The 17,906-nt window shown below is 56.2% G+C and carries 18 protein-coding genes; 7 read left to right on the forward strand and 11 right to left on the reverse strand.

Going from position 1 to position 17,906, the window contains the following annotated elements:
- Window positions 1-2: 2 nt before the first annotated feature.
- Genes gspD through gspG form a run of 9 tightly spaced genes read right to left on the reverse strand, consistent with a single transcriptional unit; the run spans window position 3 to window position 7,886 of the window.
- Entirely contained in the window at window positions 3-2,123 is a 2,121-nt protein-coding gene (gene gspD / locus L103DPR2_RS03275) for a type II secretion system secretin GspD (protein WP_082466851.1), read from the reverse strand.
- A gap of 35 nt (window positions 2,124-2,158) precedes the next feature.
- Window positions 2,159-3,001 (reverse strand): type II secretion system protein N, encoded by an 843-nt coding sequence (gspN, locus tag L103DPR2_RS03280; protein WP_055359735.1) that lies wholly within the window; start codon window positions 2,999-3,001, stop codon window positions 2,159-2,161.
- Window positions 2,998-3,498, reverse strand: coding sequence for a type II secretion system protein GspM (gene gspM / locus L103DPR2_RS03285; RefSeq protein ID WP_197274900.1), 501 nt, complete (start codon window positions 3,496-3,498; stop codon window positions 2,998-3,000). The genes gspN and gspM overlap by 4 nt, the downstream gene beginning before the upstream one ends.
- Complete coding sequence (gene gspL / locus L103DPR2_RS03290) at window positions 3,495-4,757, reverse strand: type II secretion system protein GspL (protein ID WP_055359737.1); 1,263 nt, start codon at window positions 4,755-4,757, stop codon at window positions 3,495-3,497. Before gspL ends, gspM begins: the two co-directional genes overlap by 4 nt.
- The gene (gene gspK / locus L103DPR2_RS03295) at window positions 4,754-5,836 is read right to left on the reverse strand and encodes a type II secretion system minor pseudopilin GspK (protein WP_055359738.1); all 1,083 of its coding nucleotides are present in this window, start codon (window positions 5,834-5,836) and stop codon (window positions 4,754-4,756) included. Before gspK ends, gspL begins: the two co-directional genes overlap by 4 nt.
- Window positions 5,833-6,516, reverse strand: a complete 684-nt coding sequence (locus L103DPR2_RS03300) for a PulJ/GspJ family protein (protein ID WP_055359739.1) — start codon at window positions 6,514-6,516, stop codon at window positions 5,833-5,835. The genes gspK and L103DPR2_RS03300 overlap by 4 nt, the downstream gene beginning before the upstream one ends.
- Complete coding sequence (gene gspI, locus L103DPR2_RS03305; protein WP_055359740.1) at window positions 6,516-6,926, reverse strand: type II secretion system minor pseudopilin GspI; 411 nt, start codon at window positions 6,924-6,926, stop codon at window positions 6,516-6,518. Before gspI ends, L103DPR2_RS03300 begins: the two co-directional genes overlap by 1 nt.
- Window positions 6,923-7,465, reverse strand: coding sequence for a prepilin-type N-terminal cleavage/methylation domain-containing protein (locus L103DPR2_RS03310; RefSeq protein WP_082466696.1), 543 nt, complete (start codon window positions 7,463-7,465; stop codon window positions 6,923-6,925). Before L103DPR2_RS03310 ends, gspI begins: the two co-directional genes overlap by 4 nt.
- Window positions 7,440-7,886, reverse strand: a complete 447-nt coding sequence (gene gspG / locus L103DPR2_RS03315; protein ID WP_055359742.1) for a type II secretion system major pseudopilin GspG — start codon at window positions 7,884-7,886, stop codon at window positions 7,440-7,442. Before gspG ends, L103DPR2_RS03310 begins: the two co-directional genes overlap by 26 nt.
- 50 nt (window positions 7,887-7,936) lie before the next feature.
- Here gspG and L103DPR2_RS03320 point away from each other — a divergent pair, with 50 nt between their 5' ends.
- Window positions 7,937-8,413 carry a hypothetical protein gene (locus tag L103DPR2_RS03320; RefSeq protein ID WP_055359743.1) on the forward strand — a complete coding sequence of 159 codons (477 nt, stop codon included), beginning with the start codon at window positions 7,937-7,939 and terminating at the stop codon, window positions 8,411-8,413.
- Between the two features lie 33 nt (window positions 8,414-8,446).
- On the opposite strand, the gene ilvA is transcribed toward L103DPR2_RS03320, so the two are convergent.
- Window positions 8,447-9,994: a threonine ammonia-lyase, biosynthetic gene (gene ilvA / locus L103DPR2_RS03325; protein WP_055359744.1), complete on the reverse strand. Its 1,548-nt coding sequence runs from the start codon at window positions 9,992-9,994 to the stop codon at window positions 8,447-8,449.
- A gap of 234 nt (window positions 9,995-10,228) precedes the next feature.
- On the opposite strand from ilvA, the gene L103DPR2_RS03330 reads away from it, so the two are divergent.
- Entirely contained in the window at window positions 10,229-10,678 is a 450-nt protein-coding gene (locus L103DPR2_RS03330) for an OsmC family protein (protein ID WP_055361816.1), read from the forward strand.
- On the opposite strand, the gene coq7 is transcribed toward L103DPR2_RS03330, so the two are convergent.
- Entirely contained in the window at window positions 10,679-11,347 is a 669-nt protein-coding gene (gene coq7 / locus L103DPR2_RS03335) for a 2-polyprenyl-3-methyl-6-methoxy-1,4-benzoquinone monooxygenase (protein WP_055359745.1), read from the reverse strand. It lies immediately after the preceding gene.
- A gap of 196 nt (window positions 11,348-11,543) precedes the next feature.
- On the opposite strand from coq7, the gene L103DPR2_RS03340 reads away from it, so the two are divergent.
- From L103DPR2_RS03340 to L103DPR2_RS03360, 5 genes are all read left to right on the forward strand, one after another.
- Window positions 11,544-12,575 (forward strand): porin, encoded by a 1,032-nt coding sequence (locus tag L103DPR2_RS03340; RefSeq protein ID WP_055359746.1) that lies wholly within the window; start codon window positions 11,544-11,546, stop codon window positions 12,573-12,575.
- A gap of 183 nt (window positions 12,576-12,758) precedes the next feature.
- Window positions 12,759-13,700 (forward strand): ABC transporter permease, encoded by a 942-nt coding sequence (locus L103DPR2_RS03345; protein WP_055359747.1) that lies wholly within the window; start codon window positions 12,759-12,761, stop codon window positions 13,698-13,700.
- Window positions 13,697-15,454: a dipeptide/oligopeptide/nickel ABC transporter permease/ATP-binding protein gene (locus L103DPR2_RS03350; RefSeq protein ID WP_055359748.1), complete on the forward strand. Its 1,758-nt coding sequence runs from the start codon at window positions 13,697-13,699 to the stop codon at window positions 15,452-15,454. The genes L103DPR2_RS03345 and L103DPR2_RS03350 overlap by 4 nt, the downstream gene beginning before the upstream one ends.
- On the forward strand, window positions 15,451-16,293 hold the full coding sequence (locus L103DPR2_RS03355) for an ATP-binding cassette domain-containing protein (protein WP_055359749.1): 843 nt from the start codon (window positions 15,451-15,453) through the stop codon (window positions 16,291-16,293). Before L103DPR2_RS03350 ends, L103DPR2_RS03355 begins: the two co-directional genes overlap by 4 nt.
- A gap of 58 nt (window positions 16,294-16,351) precedes the next feature.
- Window positions 16,352-17,905 (forward strand): ABC transporter substrate-binding protein, encoded by a 1,554-nt coding sequence (locus tag L103DPR2_RS03360; RefSeq protein WP_055359750.1) that lies wholly within the window; start codon window positions 16,352-16,354, stop codon window positions 17,903-17,905.
- Window position 17,906: the final 1 nt, after the last annotated feature.

The raw sequence follows: 17,906 nt of genomic DNA on the forward strand, positions 1-17,906 counted from the left end.
GCTTAGGGTTTGCGCGTTGCTTCGGGCAAGACCGGTGCGCCCATGGCGGGAAGACCGGTGCTGGTGCCTGGCTGAGCCTCGATTTGCGTGCCTCTCATTTGCTCATAGCGGTTCAAGGACAAGCCTTCGGTGGCTGCACCATCACGCACCACCACGGGTCTTAAGAACACCATCAGGTTGGTCTTTTTGCGGCTGCGTGATTCGGCGCGGAACAGGTTGCCAAACAAAGGCACATCACCCAAGCCGGGCACGCGCTCTTGGCTGTTGCCATAGTCGTCTTGCAACAAACCACCCAGAACCACAATGGCACCATCTTCAACCAACACGCTGGATTCAATGGAGCGCTTATTGGTGATCAAGCCAGTGGCTGAGTTGATCGAGGCAGGGTCGAGGCGACTCACCTCTTGGTAGATTTGCAATTTGACGGTGCCGTTTTCGCTGATTTGCGGTCTAACGCGCAAGGTCAAACCCACATCTTTGCGCTCAATGGTTTGGAACGGATTGACCGAGCCTGCGTTGGTGTTGTTGTTGGTGTATTGGCCTGTGACAAAGGGCACGTTCTGACCAATCACAATTTTGGCTTCTTCGTTGTCCAAGGTAAGCAGATTTGGCGTTGAAAGCACATTGCCATCACCCGTGGTTTGCAAGAAGCGCGCTAAGAACCCCAGCACATAGGTGCCATTGTTGTTGTGCGCTACGCCAATGTTCAAGCCAGAGGACGGAGCCACATTGCCGCTGGCGCCTTGGGCTGCCAAGGAGATGATGTTGGCGCCGCCTACTTTGAAGTTGGTGCCCAACAAACCAATGTTGTTGTCGCCCTTGCCGCCCACAGGGCCTTGCCATTGCACGCCAAATTCGGCGGCTTTCTCAGCACTCACTTCGGCGATCAGGCTTTCCACAAACACTTGAGCGCGACGTGCATCCAGCTTGTCAATGACGGCGCGCAGTTGGCGGTATTGCGGTTCGGGCGCTGTGATGATGAGCGCATTGGTGGACGGGTCGGCTTGAATTTGGCCACCTGTCGCGGGTTGCGAGCCGTTGTTGAAACTGGCATTGGCACCGCCTGCATTGTTGGCATTGTTAGCGGTGGGGGTTGCCGGCATCGCGGCTGCGCCTGCGTTGGCATTGCCTGAGCCGCCTTGTGCAGACATGGCGGCGCGCAAGGTGGCGGCCAGCTTGGTGGCGTCTGCGTTCTTCAAATACACCACGTGGATGTTGCCGCTGGCTGCGTTGGGGCCGGAATCAGAAGGCCGGTCGAGTTGAGCAATGAGTGACCGCGCCAAGGCCATGCGCGCAGTGTTGGCGGCACGCACGATGAGGGAGTTGCTGCGCGCTTCTGCCATCACGGTGGTTTTGAAGGACGCGTCTGTTTGACCCGCAGCAGGTGCACCGCCACTGGCAGCACCAGTGTCTAACAAGCGTTGCAGCATAGGCACCACATCACTGGCCAGCGCATGCTTCAATTGAACCACTTCGACGCCGGTGGCGTTGGCCACATCAAGGGCTGTGATGATGCGGCCCAAGCGCTGCAAATTGTCGGCGTAATCGGTGATCACCAACGCATTGGTGCCAGGGTTCACGTTGACGGTGTTGTTGGGGCTGATGAGGGGCCGCAAGATGGGCACCAGGTTGTTGGCACTCTCATGGTTCAGCTGAAAAATTTGCGTGATGATTTGGCCGTTGGAGGCGGGCACTGCACCGGCCGAGACGCCACCGCTTTGGAGTTTGGCATCGGCTTCGGGTACGACCAAATACAAGCCTGCTGATTCCACCAGTGCAAAACTTTGCGTGCGAAGCTGGGCTGCAAACAAACGCAGTGCTTGGGCGGGTGCCACAGGCACGGTGCTGGTCAGGGTGATGGTGCCTTTGACGCGAGGGTCCACCACCACGTTGTGGCCCGACAAGGTGGCCAAGGTTTTCGCCACAGCTTCAATTTCGGCATTGTTGAAATTCAACGTGACGGGTTCTTGCGTGGCTTTGGCGGGGGTGTTGTTATTGGCGTTGGCACTGGTTTTTTTGTTGGCCTTGGGTGCCTGCGCGCTCACGCTGCCCGCAGTGAATGCCAAGGGCAAGCAGACGCTGAGGCTGACCAACAGTGTTGTGAGCGGTTTGCTTTGCAGCATGTAGTTGGAGGTGTGTGTGCGTGAGGCCATGATGTTCAACCCAATGAGAGCAAGCTGCGCGCGCCTTGGCGCCGTCCAATGATGTTCAGTAAATTTGACAAAGCGGCTGCGTGCTCAGGCACTGCAGACGCTTCGCCGCGAAATTGAAGTCGGTTGTTTTGCCACTGACCTTGGCCGCTGAGCAGCAAACTGCCTGAGAGTGTGGTCAAAGCCAATGCAGGGGATGTTGCGGAGGTCGAGTCTTTGCCGAGCTTGCCAAGGCTCACTTGGTAGGTGCCCATGGGCCGCAAGGTGCTTAATTTGGAGGACATGTTTTCGGCGGTGAGCACCATGCGACCTTGCATGTCGATGCGGCCAGGCCAAGCTTGAAGTTGGAGTTGTTCGGTGACCAAATTCAAATTGCCTTCGGGTTGCAGGGTGTTCCAAGGGGCGCCCAAACCACTTAACAAATGGGCAGGCCATTGCGAGCGGTGATCGTTCATTTGCAATTGCCATGACGCATTGCCAAGTTGCGCATTGATTTGAACCAGTGCAGGCTGTGTCATGCAGCAAGGTGCCAGCAATTGCAAATTCAAACTGGGCAAGCGCAGACCTTGAGGGCTGAGGTGCAATTGCCATTCAATGCGACCTGGCAGCGCCATGGCATCTCGGCTGCCTTCGCCGCCGGTCAACACCAATTTGCCAGATCCTTGCCAAACAGAACCTTGCGCTTCTTGCAATTGCACTTGCCCTTGTGTGGCCTGCGACAAACTTGTGGCCAGCCATTGCGCGGGCCAATGCATCAGCAAGGCGACCAACGCGCCAATGAAGATGCCAGACCATGCCCAAGCCCAGCCGGAGGGCCTGTGGGCGAGGGATGGGGTGCGGGCGCGGTTCATGAGCCTGTGGTGGGTAAATTCAAAATGAGGGCACCCCGCCAAAGTTCTTTGGCGTTGGCACCCGTGCCTGTGAACTTTTGCAAATGCGCTTCGATGGGCAAGGCATGCGACTGTGTTCGTGCTGTGGCCAAGAATTGCGCCAAGTTGTCTGCCGACACGCCGGTCAAGGTCAGGCTTGCGCGTGCGCCTTGAATGGTCAGTTGTGCGCCAGTCCCTAAGAGTTCACGGCTGCTTTGTTGCAGCAAAGTGGTGGCATCTGAGGCGCTTAAGCGCGGTGACTTTTGCAAGGCTTGTGCTTGCGTCTGCAGTGTTTTGAGCGTTTGTGTTTGCGCATCCAGTTTGGCCAATTGCGGGGGCACGTCGCGCAAAGTTTTCAAGGCTGGCGCCACATTGAAGGTCCACAGCAACACTGCACCCAAAACAAGGGCGGCCCATTGCAGACGTTGCTTGTCTTGGGCGGGCATGTGTTTGAAAGCGCTTGATACGTCTAAGCTCATGGCGCCTCCTTGAGGGGGGTGATGCGCCATTGCGCACCATTGGCTTGCGCATCCAACTGTTGCGCACGCAGGGCTTGCGCAAAAGCAGGTGCTTGCGCCCCACTCAATTGCAGGCCTTGAAGTTTGGTTTCGACTTGGCCTTGCGCTGTGTAATCAATGCCCGTGATGCTTTGTCCTGCAGGCAATGCAGCGCCTGTGGCTTGCAGCGCATGCTCTAAATCGCGCGATGTCAACGTACCCGAAGCGCTTTGCAGCAGGCTCAATTCTTTGGCCATTTGCAAAGGCGCATCCACCACCACGACATTCGGAAAGCTTTGCTTGAGGATGTTTTTTTGCAATTCTTTTTGTGAGGCCACTTGCGCATTGAGTTGCCACGCCGCCATGTTCAGGCCCACCAACTGCGAGGCCACCAAAAGTCCGGCGCACCAACGCACAGGTCGCCATTCAGGATGGCGCAAGAGGTTTTGCCAAATGCGTTGCGCTGCTTGCCGCCATCTGGCGCTGCCGTTGGCGGCAAATTCAAACTGCGCCAAATCCCATTGGGTGTCTGCAGCTTGTCGATAACGCGAGATTGCAGGGGTGACTTGAATGCGCCATGACTGAAGTCGCTCCGACACAGCACTGTGTGTTTGTGCTTGCAAGGTGCTCAAGGCTTTGAGGGCCAAGTCGGCCACGGCGGGGTCGGCCAATACGGCCACGTTCAACGCCAGCTTGTCGATGCCAGTGCTGGCCATTTTGTTGAGTTGATCAGCCCAGTGTTGCAGACCCGCTTGCAATGGCAAGTGCCATGTGCCTTGCGCGTCATGAACCCAGAGTTGTGCATCGGCAGGGGTGCCGCCTATCCAAGCACTGATGTCAGCAGCATCGCCCATTGAAGGTGTCCACTCGGGCACGATGCGATGCACGGTGTGTCCACCTGCTTGCAATTGCGCCAAGTGACCTTGAAGCCAAGCCTTGTTGCACACGGCCACCCATGCGCTTTGGCCAGCTTGCCAGTTGGGTTGCAGTGCCATGTGCACGGCGTCGGCATCATCTAACAAAGGCTCTTCGAGCAAACTGTGCAGCGCCGTTTGCAAACGCTGTGTTTGGCGTTGCAGACCCGCAGGCAATTCGATCCGCTGCCATGACAGGGCGGTAGCGGGCACGATAGCCCAAATTTCTTTGTCGCGCGCGCCAGCCTCATGTGTCGACAAGACATGTTGAGGAGGGGTGCTGCCGTTGGCAGCCTGCGTTGGCAGCGTAAAAAGGAGAGTGCTCATGGCTGGCTTGATTGTAGAAGCGACTCACGCTTGGGGGGAGGGAGAATTCCCGCAATTTTTTGGCGCCAGACAAAGCTGACGTTGCCTGCATCTCGCAAAATCAGGGCGGTTTCTTCTTGGGTGCGCTCTTCCATGCGCAATCGCCCCCAAACTTGGAAGAAACGCGAGCCCACGGTGTGCCACCTTGCCTCTAAGGGCTTACCCCCTAGCGCTTTGCTGGCGTCAGGCAAATTGCTGAAGTGCGCACGGGCACGTTGCTGCACAAATTGCTGGGCGGCGGCCAAGTCCAAGCCGGGCACGCTGGCGTAAATGACCTCGGCACTGGCGGTGTTCAGGTTGACAGGCGTTACTTCGGGCAGGATGGTGATGTGGGGGGCCAAGCGAGTCACGGTGTCGCGGCTCAGACCCAGCCACTGCAGCTGCGGTACCTGTTGCGGTAGCAATGCCGCGCCGGCCGTGTTGCTACCCGAGGTCGCACTTGAGGCGCTCAGCGGTTTGCGTGAAGCCTGCGCTGCGGCCAACCACTCACGCGACAACAGGGTCAATTCTGAGGCGGGCAAGCCCAGCACACTGAACAAACGGCTCAAGGCCGCTTGCATGCTGGGGTTCAATTGGCCCATGCGCTGGCCATCTGCCGGCTCATACCAATTGCTCAGGTTGAGTCGGCTTTGTGCGTCGGTGACCTGTCCTGACAAAAAGACCTCAGGATCGCCTTCGCGCAGTTGCTGGTCTTGTGCCAAAAAGGTCGACAACTTGGCTTCTTGCAAGGGCAAAGCCCAAGGTTCGGCCAAATGATCGGCGCCACTGCCCGCGCTGGTGGGCGGTGAGCCGCCAGTCGCATTGCCTGCATTGCTGGCGCCACTGGCCAAGGCATCTTCACGCAAGATCAAACGCGACCAGTCCAAGGCGCCATTGAGCAACCAGCCCGATTGCACGCGATGGCGTTCTGCACCTTCCACCTCGACATGGCGCCATTGCTGCCACAGCGCCACGCTGGCCAAGGTGGCCACCAAGGTGACCACCAACATGGCACTGATCAAGGCCGCACCGCGTTGTTGGTAGGCTGTTGAGCGCTTCATTGCTTGGCCACCGTGAACGTAGGTCTCACCCAATCCAGGGTGATCTTGCCGCTGACGGGCGCGTTGTCTGACAGTTCAATCACCAAGCGAATGCCTTCTGGCAAGGTGCTCAGGGCACTTAAAGTGTTGGTGACTGATGTGCTGTTGTTGCCTGCACTCGACAGTGCATTGCTCCATGCGCCATCGCGGTGGTAATAAATTTGCCAACTGCGAAGTGCTTGGATCAAGACTTCGTGCGCGTCAGAAGGCGAAGGAGTGCCTGCTGCTTCACCCCAAACTTGCGCTTGCGTCCACGCTTGCTGCCAAGCCTCGCGGCGCGTGAGGGGCGCAGACTGCCAACGCGTCCATTGGCCATTGCCCAAAGACCAAGCCACCACTTGCAGGCCTGCTTGTGGATCTTGTGAATGTTGGCGTGTGATGCGAAGCACGCGGCCGTCCCAATCCAGTGCGGGCACGTTGGGCAAGCTGGCCATGTTGTCGAGGTCGGTGCGCCATTGCGACAAGCCCACTTGCAGTATTTGGTGGGCCTCGCTGCGTGTTTGCAAACTGCTTTGGGCTTTGGCCATGCCATCTAAACCGCGCCAACTGATGAGCGCCATCAAGGCCAAAATGGCACTGGCCACCAACACTTCGATCAAGGTGAAGCCAGCGGATTTTTGGAAGGCGGTGCTGCGTTTCATCAGTAGCGCCCCATCACCGTGGAGAGTTGCAAAAGGGGCGTGGCTTCAGACCCCTGAACTTGCAACACGCGCGCATCCACGCGCCTGAAATTGGGGTTGGGCGTGACTTGCACCGACAAGTTCACTTGCAAATTCAGCTGGGCTTGAGGGCACGCCACTTGGCTTTCGCCAATGGGCGGCACTTGGCGCGACAAGCGCAATCGGGTGAATTCGTTTTCTGCGCAAATTTGGGCCAACCATTGCGTGGATTGACGCGAGGCGTTGCGGGTGAGGGCGTCGGTGGACCGCAGTCCTGCCATCAAAGCAATGGCCACAATGCCCAAGGCCACCAAGACTTCAATCAAGGTAAAGCCGACTTGGGCGCGCGCTCGGTCAGACGCACAAACTGCGACTTTGCGAACTTGCGTCATGGCGCCACTCGTTTCACTTTGAATGGCTGCAGGCCATCCGTGCTGACCCACAGTTGCCGGTCATTTGCGCGCAACATCACGCTTTGCGGACCAATGATGGGATCGGGGCCCAACACCACCACAGCGGCGGCGTCCACTTGCGTTTGAGGTGACAGCCACTCGCTTGGCAAGGTGTTCGGGGGTAAACCTTCAAACACAAACCCTGTTGCATTTGTATTTGAGTTGGGGGCTGAGGTCAGCGCGGCAGGATGCCATTTGACCGGCATGCCACTGGCTCGCGACCTGGCGCGTGCAGACTCAAACAATGCAGCCAAACGTTCTGCATCACGCTCTAAAACTGTTTCCGCAGAGTCACGCAAGGTGAAACTCACAGCGGCCGTGCCAATGGCAATCAGCGCGATCACCACCAACAACTCGATCAAGGTAAAACCCAAGGCAGCACGTGCGCGGGACTGGGCGCGCACGCGTTCTTGCGAAAGCGCATGGCTTGTCGCAGCGGGGTGCAAGTTGGACTTATTGCCAGCTGCCGATGTCGGCATTCACGCCCTCACCACCCGATTGACCATCTGCGCCCCATGACATCACATCCACTTCGCCTTTGAGGCCAGGGTTGAGGTACTGGTAAGGACGGCCCCAGGGGTCGGCAGGCAACTTGTCCAAATAGCTTTTCCAGTTGGTAGGCACGGGCTCGGCAGTGGGTTTGGTGACCAGCGCTTGCAGGCCTTGCTCGGCGGTTGGAAAGCGTTGGTTGTCGAGCTTGTAAAGTTTGAGGGCTTGCACCAAATTGCCAACGTCGGTGCGGGCTGCGGTGATGCGGGCATCGTCTGCGCGGCCCAGTACATTGGGCACCACCAAGGCGGCCAAGATGCCAATGATGGCCAAGACCACCATCAACTCAATCAAGGTAAAGCCGCGCTGTTTGCGTGCGGCTTGGTTGGAATTTTCGGGGATCGATTTCATGGTGCAAAGTCTCTCTGCAATTTCTGACACTTCTCCATCATAATCGCCCCATGTTGCAAGTCCTACGCACCCCCACCAAATCCATGGCGCCCGCACTGTGTGCCTTGGGCTTGGGTGCGTTGGCGGCTTATGGGGCCGTCAGTTGGTTTTTGCAAATTCAAAGCCTGTCGGTACCGGTGTCGATGGCGCCTGTCGCGCAAAACAACACGGCTGCCATGGCGGGTCTCCCTGTCGATTCAGGGCGTGTGGCGCAAGCCTTGGGCGCGCCTGCGCCAGTGGATGCACAAAGTGGCTCAGCTGCTGTGGCGTCTCACCAATGGGCTTTGATGGGCGTGGTTGCTGGCGCCTCTGGCAAAGGCAGCGCTTTGTTGGCTGTGGATGGCCAAGCCCCTAAAGCCTATTTGCCGGGACAAGTGGTGGCGCCCGGTTGGGTCTTGCATTCGGTAGGCCATCGCTTGGCCCGCTTGGCGCCCGAGGGCCAAGCCGAAGCCAGCGTCACCCTCGAATTGCCCAAGTTGGGACAGTAAGCCCCCGCTTTGGGCTTTGAAAGCTTGCCGCGTTTACTGCTGCAAGAACATCCGGTACACCGGGTTGTGGGTTTCTTCCACGTACGGATAGCCCAAGGTGCTCAAGAATTTTTCAAACGCTTTGTCGTCTTTGTCGGGCACTTGCAAGCCCACCAAAATGCGGCCGTAATCGGCACCTTGGTTGCGGTAGTGGAACAAACTGATATTCCAACCAGGCCGCATCAAATTCAAAAACTTCAGCAATGCACCAGGGCGCTCTGGAAACACAAAGCGCATCAGACGCTCGTTTTGTGCCAAGCTGGAGTGACCGCCCACCATGTGGCGAATGTGCTCTTTGGCCAAATCGTCGTGCGTCAAATCGATGTTCTCAAAGCCATGCTTTTTGAAGTTGTTGGAGATCTTGGTGCTCTCGCCAGCGCCTTGCGTGGTGAGGCCCACAAACACGTGCGCCTTGGCGGCATCGCTGATGCGGTAGTTGAACTCGGTGACGTTGCGAGGACCACCTGGCAAGTTGCCAATCAATTCGCAAAAGCGCTTGAAACTGCCGCGTTCTTCCGGAATGGTGACCGCAAAAATGGCTTCACGTTCTTCACCCACTTCGGCGCGTTCGGCCACGAAGCGCAAGCGGTCAAAGTTCATGTTGGCGCCGCACAAAATGGCGGCATACGTCTCGCCTTTGGTTTTGTGTTTGGCCACGTATTGCTTGATGGCCGCTACAGCCAATGCGCCTGCGGGTTCCACAATGGAGCGAGTGTCAACGAACACATCTTTGATGGCCGCACACACCGAGTCGGTGTCAACGGTCATGAACTCATCCACCAAACCGCGCGTGACACGGAAAGTTTCTTCGCCCACCAATTTCACGGCGGTGCCATCAGAGAACAAACCGACATCGTCCAAGGTGACGCGCTTCTTAGCGCCAACCGATTGAATCATGGCGTCGGAGTCGTTCATTTGCACGCCAATGACTTTGATTTCGGGGCGCACGGCCTTGATGTAATTGGCCACGCCAGAGATCAAGCCACCGCCGCCAATGGCCACAAACACCGCATTCAAACGGCCTTGATGCTGGCGCAAGATTTCCATGGCAATGGTGCCTTGACCGGCAATTACTTCAGGATCATCAAAGGGGTGCACAAAGGTCATGCCCATTTTTTTCTCAAGCATGGCGGCGTGTTTGAAAGCATCTGAATAGCTGTCACCCACCAGCACCACTTCGCCGCCCAAGGCGCGCACGGCGTCAATCTTCACTTGGGGCGTGGTGGTGGGCATCACGATCACAGCACGGCAACCCAATTTGCTGGCACCCAAGGCAACGCCTTGTGCGTGGTTGCCAGCAGAGGCGCAAATCACGCCTTTCTTCAACTGCGCAGGTGTGAGGTGCGCCATCTTGTTGTAGGCGCCGCGCAGCTTGAAGCTGTGCACCGGTTGCTGGTCTTCGCGCTTGAGCAAGACCGAGTTGTGCAGACGTTCGCTGAGGTTTTTGGCGATTTCAAGGCCTGACTCTGTGGCCACGTCGTAGACGCGCGCATTCAGAATTTTTTTCAGGTAATCGGCCGGTTTGAGATTTTTCGCAGTCATCCCTGAATGATACGGGCGAAAAAAATGCCCCAAGCCTTGCGACTTGGGGCAAATCCACCTTTTCGGAGGGTGGAGGAGACAAAGGGTTCGGGCTTTTTAGGAAGCAATTCAACTAAAAAAGCACGACTGTTCGAAATTCTACATAAAAATTGCTGCGGTGCAACACTTTTGCAAAAGCTTTACGATCGCAGCCTGGAAAATATTCAAACATCAGAAGCGAAAGAAGAATCCAACATGGAATGCACAGTCAGCTGGACCGGCGCAAGCGGCACGCGCTCAGGCATGGGTTTTGTGGCCGAAACTGGCAGCGGCCACGTCTTGATGATGGACGGCGCACCCGATGCCGCCAAGCCTGAAAACGGCGGTCAAAACTTGGCCCCTCGCCCCATGGAAACCGTGTTGGCGGGAACCGGTGGTTGCACAGCCTATGACGTGGTCTTGATTTTGAAACGCGGCCGCCACGACGTGCGTGGCTGCTCTGTGAAGTTAAGGTCTGAGCGCGCTGACACAGACCCCAAGGTCTTCACCAAGATTCACATGCATTTCACGGTCACTGGCAAAGGCATTCCTGCATCGGCCATTGAGCGCGCCGTGGCCATGAGCCACGACAAATACTGCTCGGCCAGCATCATGTTGGCCAAAACGGCCGAAATCACCACCAGCTTTGATTTGGTTGAAGCTTGATTAAACGTGGTGCGCCACGGTGGTCATCACCTTGGCGGCTGCGCCCATCATGCGTTTGACAGGTTCGGGCAACTCCACAGCACCTGACTTTTGTGCCATGCGTGCATGGGCTACCTCGTCCGTTTTCATTTGAGCCACGATGGCTCTGGAGGCCAGATCATTGGCCGGCAGATGCGTCATGTGGCTGGCCAGATGGGCTTCTACTTGGTTTTCTGTTTCGACCACAAAGCCCAAGCTGAGCTTGTCGCCCCCCAATTTGCCCGCGCCATAGCCAATGGCGAAAGCGCCGGCATACCAAAGCGGGTTGAGCAGAGAAGGGCGGCTGTTGAGTTGTTCTAAGCGCTCAGCAGTCCAAGCCAGGTGATCGGTTTCTTCGCGACAAGCGGCATCCAGCTTGGCGCGCAAAGCTGAATTCTTGGTGGCCAGGGCTTGTCCCGTATAGAGGGCCTGTGCGCACACTTCCCCGACATGATTGACGCGCATCAGGGCCGCTGACAAAGACTTCTCAGCCTCGGTGAGCTCGGGCGTGGACTCTTGCGCAGCGAGCGCGCCGTCTTGTTGCGGAATGAGGCGGGCAGTTGCTTTGGGCGTAGGGCGCGCAGCTCTAGGCGTGGCAAACAGGGTGCGCAGGGCGCTGTCGGCGGCAAGGATCAAAGCATCGGCATTCATGGCCGGAAGTTTAGCCCGCTTGTTGCTCGGAAGCAACAAAAAGCCTCGGTTTGATTCAATATTCTTTGCGAATTGGTCAGACCTCTGGTGGAATACACACAACTTCCCTAACGGAGGTTGGCTCAGGGTTTCGGTGGTTTGCGAATCCGTAAACACTAGAACTGGGGCCCTTGTTAAACCTTGGAGAACTTCTCAAATGAAAAAATCCCTCGTAGCTTTGGCTGTTTTGGCCGCTTCTGGTGCCGCTATGGCCCAATCTTCTGTCACATTGTTCGGTATCGTTGACGCGGCCTACGGTGTTGGTAAAGGCTCTGTCAGCAACAAAACATCATTGAAAAACTCTGGCTACAACTCTAGCCGTTTGGGTTTCCGTGGCGTTGAAGACCTCGGCGGTGGCTTGAAAGCAGGTTTCCACTTGGAAGCTGGCGTGAACAACGACGACGGTACAGGCTCTGCTTCTAGCGCAGCTAACCAAGCTCAAACTGCTGCCAACGTTGGCACACAAGGTTTGACATTCAACCGCCGTTCAGTGGTCACATTGTCTGGTTCTATGGGCGAGTTGATCTTGGGCCGTGACTACACGCCCCAGTTCTGGTCTGAGACTGTGTATGACGCATTCGGTACAAACGGTGTTGGTACCAGCATCTCCGCATTCAAAGGCGGCACAACTGGTGTTCGTTCTTCCAACGGTATCGGCTGGAAGTCACCTTCCGTGGGTGGCGTTGCATTGTGGGCTCAGTCTTACATGGGCGAAAACGCATCTACAGCAGCTAAAGTCGGTAACGGCAATGGCTTCCGTATCACTTTCGACCAAGGCAAATTCAGCGCAGCTTATGCTGACAGCTCTTTGACAACTGGCGCTGGTACAACCAACAAAACTTCCAACCTCGGTGCTTCTTATGACCTGGGCGTTGCTAAGTTGATGGCTCAATCCAACACAACCAAGTTGACCGGCGCTGCTGACATCAAAGGTCGCAACATCGGTGCTTTGGTGCCAATGGCTGGCGGTACATTCCGCGTGTCACAAGCTCAAACAGACCAAGCTGGCAAAATTGCCAAGCAAACTTCTGTTGGTTTCGTGAACCCACTGAGCAAGCGCACAGACTTGTACGCCACATACGCTCGCGTGTCTAACTCTGGTGGTTCCGCAGTTGCTTTGAACGGCGCTTCTACAGCTGCTAACGCATCCTCTACAGGTTACGAGTTCGGCGTGAAGCACTCTTTCTAATTTGACGCTGACGCAAGTCAGTTGATTTAGAAAAGTAAAAAATCCACCGTGGCAACGCGGTGGGTTTTTTTTCGTCTTTTTTCTGCAAATCAAGGGTAATTACGGGGTTATGTACCAAACCGTACATTTCTAAAATAGGTGTGTGTACCAAAACGTACACATCCAATTTAAAAGGAATGGTGCGTGTTTAAACTGGTTCTCCATCGCTTGCTGTTGTCAGTGCCTTTGATCATTCTGGTCACCTTGCTGACCTTTGTGCTGAACAGCTTGGCACCGGGTGACATGGCCATGACCATCTTGGGCGCAGACGGTACCCGCGAACAGTATGAAGCCTTGCGCATCGAGTTGGGCTTAGACCGGCCCATCTTGGTTCAGTACCTGTCTTGGTTGGGCAACGCCGTTCAGGGCGATTTGGGCTTGTCGCACTTCACCAAAGAAACGGTCACGTCACTTTTGAATCCGCGCTTGGGCGTTTCGGTGTCCATCATGGCGGGCGTGTTGGTGGTGTGCCTCAGTGTCGGTTTGATGCTGGGTGTGGCAAGCGCTTTGAAGGGCGGCTGGGTGGGGCGTGCCATCGATGCGTTTTCGCTGGTGGGTTTGATTTTCCCTTCGTTCTGGTTGGCCTTGGTGCTGATCTCTGTCTTTGCGGTCAGCCTGCGATGGTTGCCTGCGACGGGCTATGTGTTCTTCAGCGAAAGCCCCAAAGATTGGGCGCTGAGTTTGGTGTTGCCTATTTTTTCAGTCGCGATGTATTCCATCACCAGCATCGCCAAACAAACGCGCGACGCCATGAACGATGTGATGGGGCGCGACTTTGTCCGTGCGCTGCGCGCTTGCGGTTTGCCCGAACGCAGCGTCATTTGGAAACATGCGCTGCGCAACGCTGCGCTGCCCGTGGTCACCGTGTTGGGTTTGGTCATGATTGGGGCCATCAGCGGTACGGTGTTTGTTGAGCGCGTGTTTGTGTTGCCTGGCTTGGGCAGCTTGGCGGTCAGTGCCGCATTGAACAAAGACATTTTGCTGCTGCAAGGTGTCACCTTGTATTTCACACTCATGACCGTGGCCATCAATTTGTTGGTAGACCTCAGCTACGGTTGGTTGAATCCGAAAGTGAGGGTGTCATGAGCTATTGGCGCCGGTTGTTAAGCCGTCCGTTGGCGGTAGTGGCATTGGTTTGGCTTTTGTTCTTGCTCATTTTGTCGGTGGGCTCTGGTGTGCTGGTGCCATTGGACCCCTTGGATCAAGATTTATTGGCGTTGAAGCAAATGCCCAGCAGCGAGCATTGGCTGGGCACCGATGCTTTGGGCCGTGATGTCTACAGCCGCATGGTACATGGCATCGCACTCACGATGGCCGGCGTCCTTGAGGCCGTGTTGGTGGCCAGCGTCTTGGGCTTGAGTTTGGGGGTGAGTGCTGGCTACTTCGGTGGTTTATGGGACCGTCTGGTGCAGCAGTATGTGAGCCTTGTGCAGTCATTGCCGACCATGCTCATCATGCTGGCGGTGTTGGCCGTATTTGGCCAGGCCATGCTGCCAGCCATGGTGACCTTGGGGGTGATGGGCTCGGCGGGTGTGTCGCGCGTGCTGCGAAGCGTCACCTTGGCGGTGCGAGAAGAGCTCTACATTGCCGCTGCACGCATTTCTGGATTGAGTGATTGGCACATCATTGCGCGGCACGTGTTGCCACGCATTGCAGGGCCCGTGATTGTGCAGATGTCTTTGTTTGCGGCCATTGCCGTGATTGTGCAAACGGGCATCAGCTTTTTAGGCCTGGGTGTGGCACCACCCGCGCCGACATGGGGCAGCATGATTTTTGAAGCCTCGGCCAGCTTGAATGATTTTCCTTGGTTGTTGGTGCCCTCCGGTGGTGTGGTGGCCTTGACGGTGTTGTCGTTTGGTTTGTTGGGCGACAGTTTGCGTGACACCTCGACCGAGGCTTGGTCGCGTCCTGCTGTGCGTCAAAAAGTCAAAGCACGAGAAGCTGTTGCACCAACCGATGTACCTGCAGACAGTTTGTTGTCGATGCGCAATGTGACCATTGTGGTGGATGGCACGCATGGCCGCGAATTTAAGGCAGACAAACTGCCTGCACGTGTCTTGGTCAAAGGCGTCAGTTTTGATTTAAAACGCGGTGAAACGCTCGGCATTGTGGGCGAATCAGGCAGTGGCAAAACACTCACCAGTTTGTCCTTGATGGGTTTATTACCACCTGGCGTGAATGTCAGTGCGGGCACCGCAGTGGTGGCTGGTGAGGTGATTGACCTGTCGAATGAGGCGCGTCTGGCGCAATTGCGCGGCGCCACAGTGGGCATGATTTTCCAAGAGCCGATGGCGGCGCTTGATCCGTGTTTCACCATTGGCCATCAATTGGCGGAAGTGCTGCGCTTGCAAGCCTTGAGCGAATCACAAGTTCAAGCCAAAGTGATTGAGTTACTGGAACAAGTCAAAATTCCAAATCCCGACGAAGTGGCTGCACGCTATCCGCATCAAATTTCGGGTGGCATGGCGCAGCGTGTTGGCATTGCACGCGCTTTGGCCAGTGAACCACAAATTTTGTTGGCCGACGAGCCGACCACGGCACTTGATGTCACGGTGCAAGCTGAAATCTTGGCCCTCATTCGCAGCCTGAGCCAGTCGCGCCAAATGGCGGTGGTGTTGGTGACGCACGACTGGGGTGTGGTGGCCGACATCTGCGATCGTGCCTTGGTCTTGCGCCACGGTGAAGTGCTCGAGTCAGCCTCGGTGGTGGACTTGTTCCATCGCCCGCAACACCCCTACACACAAGCCTTGCTGGCGGCCAATCCCCACAGCGCCAAACCTGGTGATGTGTTGCCCACCGTGGACGAACAATTGATGACCCTGACAGGCGGTGCCGCATGAGCCAGCAAGCCCTATTGCAAGTGAAAGACTTGCGTGTGAATTTCCCCCAAGGCCGTGGCAAAGTGTTTCAGGCGCTCAAAGGCATCAGCTTGGACATTCAGCCCGGCGAAACGGTCGGTTTGGTGGGCGAGTCTGGGTCTGGCAAAACCACCGTCGGCCGTGTCATCTTAGGTCTGACAGAAGCCACCAGCGGCGACGTGTGGTTTGAAGGTGAAAACATCACGCATGCATCGCGTGAGCGCAGACGGGCCTTGGGTCGCGACATTCAGGTGGTGTTTCAAGACCCCTACGGTTCACTCAATCCAGCGCGCACCATAGGTGACACCTTGGCCGAACCTTTGATGAACGACAAAAGTCTAACGGGCAAAGACATTTCTGAACGAGTGGCTGAAGTTTTGCAACAAGTGGGCATGCCCACCGACACGGCTTCGCGTTACCCAGGCATGTTTTCAGGCGGCCAGCGTCAACGCATTGCGATTGCCCGCGCCGTCATTGCCAAGCCGCGACTGATTGTGTGTGACGAGCCTGTGAGTGCCTTGGATTTGTCAGTGCAAGCACAGGTTTTGAATCTGCTGAAGTCTTTGCAACAAAGCATGGGTTTGGCCATGTTGTTCATCTCGCACGATCTGACGGTGGTTCGGCATGTGTCGCATCGCACCGTGGTGCTGTACCGAGGTGACATTGTGGAGCAGGGCGATGCCGGCCAAGTGCATGACCATCCCGAGCACCCCTACACGCGTGCGTTGTTGGCTGCTGCACCGGTGCCCGATCCTTTGATTCAGCGCGAACGCCGTGCGCAGTTTGACTTGGCCCGACAAGCACTGTCGGGATTGATTTAACACGGCCATTCAGTTTCAGTTTTCCCTTTCATTTCTCAATAGACCTCAGGAGACACGTATGAAGAAAATGAACCTCAACCGACGCCATGCTTTGCTTGCCAGTGTGCTTGGCGCCTGCACTTTGAGCGTGGGCCTGATCAGCGCACCCGCCATGGCGCAAAACAATGCCAAGGTATTGAGCATTGGCATGCCCTTCTCGCCCTTGAGCATGGACCCCTCTATCAGCGGCAATGGCCGTGCGGGCGTGCATTTGTCACCCGCTTATGAGCCCCTTATTCGCACACAAGCCGATGGCAAATTTGCACCCGCTTTGGCCACGGCTTGGCAAATTTCACCCGACAGCAAAGAAGTGACTTTCACATTGCGTCAGGATGCCAAGTTCAGCGATGGTGAGTTGGTCACAGCGGAAGCAGTGAAGAAATCCATCGAATACTTCGTGGGCAAAAAAGGCCCGTTCTCTGCCAACTTGTCCACCATGACCGGCATTGAAATTCTGGACAAGTTCAAACTCAAAATCAAACTGTCTGCACCGCAGCCTGCGTTGTTGTCGCTGTTTGATGCTTACTTCAACAGTGGCGACATCATCAGTCCCAACGGTGTGGCCAAGCCAGATCAGTTGGGCGCGGCCACCTTTGGCGCGGGACCTTACAAGCTCGATCCTTCGGCCACCATCACAGGCAAAAGTTACACCTACGTGCCCAACGAGCACTACTACGACAAGAGCCGCGTGAAGTGGGACAAGGTGGTGGTTCAAGTGTTTGAAGACCAAAATGCGGGTATTCAAGCCATGAAGGCCGGTCAGCTGAAGGTCTTGGTCAGCGATCCTTTTACGGGCAACTCTAACGCTGGCAACTTGCCCAAGGATTTGCGCATCGTCTCCGACCCCGTACAGTGGACGGGCCTGATTTTGGCCGACCGCGAAGGTGTCTTTCAGCCTGAGTTGAAAGACGTGCGTGTTCGCCAAGCAATCAACTACGCATTGGACCGCAAACTGTTGGCCACTGCTTTGTTTGGCAAGTTGGCAGAGCCCTCTGCTCAACTGCAAAGCAAAGGCTTCTTGGGTTACGACCCTGAGATTGAAAAACGTTACCCCTACGATCCAGCCAAAGCCAAAGCCTTGTTGGCAGAAGCGGGTTACCCCAATGGCTTTGAGTTGAAGTTGCAATATGTCAACAACACCCTTAGCCGCTTCTTGACCATGGCCGTCGCGGGTCAATTGAAGAAAGTGGGCATTCGCCCTGTTACCGAAGAGTTCCAAAACTTTGGTGCCATGTTGGCGGCAGAGCGCGGCAAGAAAATTGGCGCCTTGATGTTCAACAGCAATTCGGGTGTGCCCAATTTGGCGCGCTTCCAAACCTTGGGCAAAGGCAGCTTGAATTTTTACAAATCTGAAGACGCCACCTTGACCAAATTGATGGACGAAGCTGCTGCACTGCCTTTGGACAAAGCTGAAAGCGCATGGAAAAAAGTTTACGCACACACTGCGGAAATTGCTTGGTTTGCGCCCATCGTTGCCAGCCACACCGTGTACTTCGTGTCTAACAGTGTGAAAGCGCCACGAATTGGTCAATCGGTGGTCATCGATACCATCGACTTTGTGCCTGCCAAATAAG

Source organism: Limnohabitans sp. 103DPR2 (assembly GCF_001412575.1).
Taxonomy (GTDB): Bacteria; Pseudomonadota; Gammaproteobacteria; order Burkholderiales; family Burkholderiaceae_C; genus Limnohabitans_A.

Excerpts from the sequence above, each read along its gene's own strand:
- gspD (WP_082466851.1), bottom strand. The coding sequence starts at position 2,123 with ATGCTGCAAAGCAAACCGCTCACAACACTGTTGGTCAGCCTCAGCGTC.
- gspN (WP_055359735.1), bottom strand. The coding sequence starts at position 3,001 with ATGAACCGCGCCCGCACCCCATCCCTCGCCCACAGGCCCTCCGGCTGG.
- gspM (WP_197274900.1), bottom strand. The coding sequence starts at position 3,498 with ATGAGCTTAGACGTATCAAGCGCTTTCAAACACATGCCCGCCCAAGAC.
- gspL (WP_055359737.1), bottom strand. The coding sequence starts at position 4,757 with ATGAGCACTCTCCTTTTTACGCTGCCAACGCAGGCTGCCAACGGCAGC.
- gspK (WP_055359738.1), bottom strand. The coding sequence starts at position 5,836 with ATGAAGCGCTCAACAGCCTACCAACAACGCGGTGCGGCCTTGATCAGT.
- L103DPR2_RS03300 (WP_055359739.1), bottom strand. The coding sequence starts at position 6,516 with ATGAAACGCAGCACCGCCTTCCAAAAATCCGCTGGCTTCACCTTGATC.
- gspI (WP_055359740.1), bottom strand. The coding sequence starts at position 6,926 with ATGACGCAAGTTCGCAAAGTCGCAGTTTGTGCGTCTGACCGAGCGCGC.
- L103DPR2_RS03310 (WP_082466696.1), bottom strand. The coding sequence starts at position 7,465 with ATGCCGACATCGGCAGCTGGCAATAAGTCCAACTTGCACCCCGCTGCG.
- gspG (WP_055359742.1), bottom strand. The coding sequence starts at position 7,886 with ATGAAATCGATCCCCGAAAATTCCAACCAAGCCGCACGCAAACAGCGC.
- L103DPR2_RS03320 (WP_055359743.1), top strand. The coding sequence starts at position 7,937 with ATGTTGCAAGTCCTACGCACCCCCACCAAATCCATGGCGCCCGCACTG.
- ilvA (WP_055359744.1), bottom strand. The coding sequence starts at position 9,994 with ATGACTGCGAAAAATCTCAAACCGGCCGATTACCTGAAAAAAATTCTG.
- L103DPR2_RS03330 (WP_055361816.1), top strand. The coding sequence starts at position 10,229 with ATGGAATGCACAGTCAGCTGGACCGGCGCAAGCGGCACGCGCTCAGGC.
- coq7 (WP_055359745.1), bottom strand. The coding sequence starts at position 11,347 with ATGAATGCCGATGCTTTGATCCTTGCCGCCGACAGCGCCCTGCGCACC.
- L103DPR2_RS03340 (WP_055359746.1), top strand. The coding sequence starts at position 11,544 with ATGAAAAAATCCCTCGTAGCTTTGGCTGTTTTGGCCGCTTCTGGTGCC.
- L103DPR2_RS03350 (WP_055359748.1), top strand. The coding sequence starts at position 13,697 with ATGAGCTATTGGCGCCGGTTGTTAAGCCGTCCGTTGGCGGTAGTGGCA.
- L103DPR2_RS03355 (WP_055359749.1), top strand. The coding sequence starts at position 15,451 with ATGAGCCAGCAAGCCCTATTGCAAGTGAAAGACTTGCGTGTGAATTTC.
- L103DPR2_RS03360 (WP_055359750.1), top strand. The coding sequence starts at position 16,352 with ATGAAGAAAATGAACCTCAACCGACGCCATGCTTTGCTTGCCAGTGTG.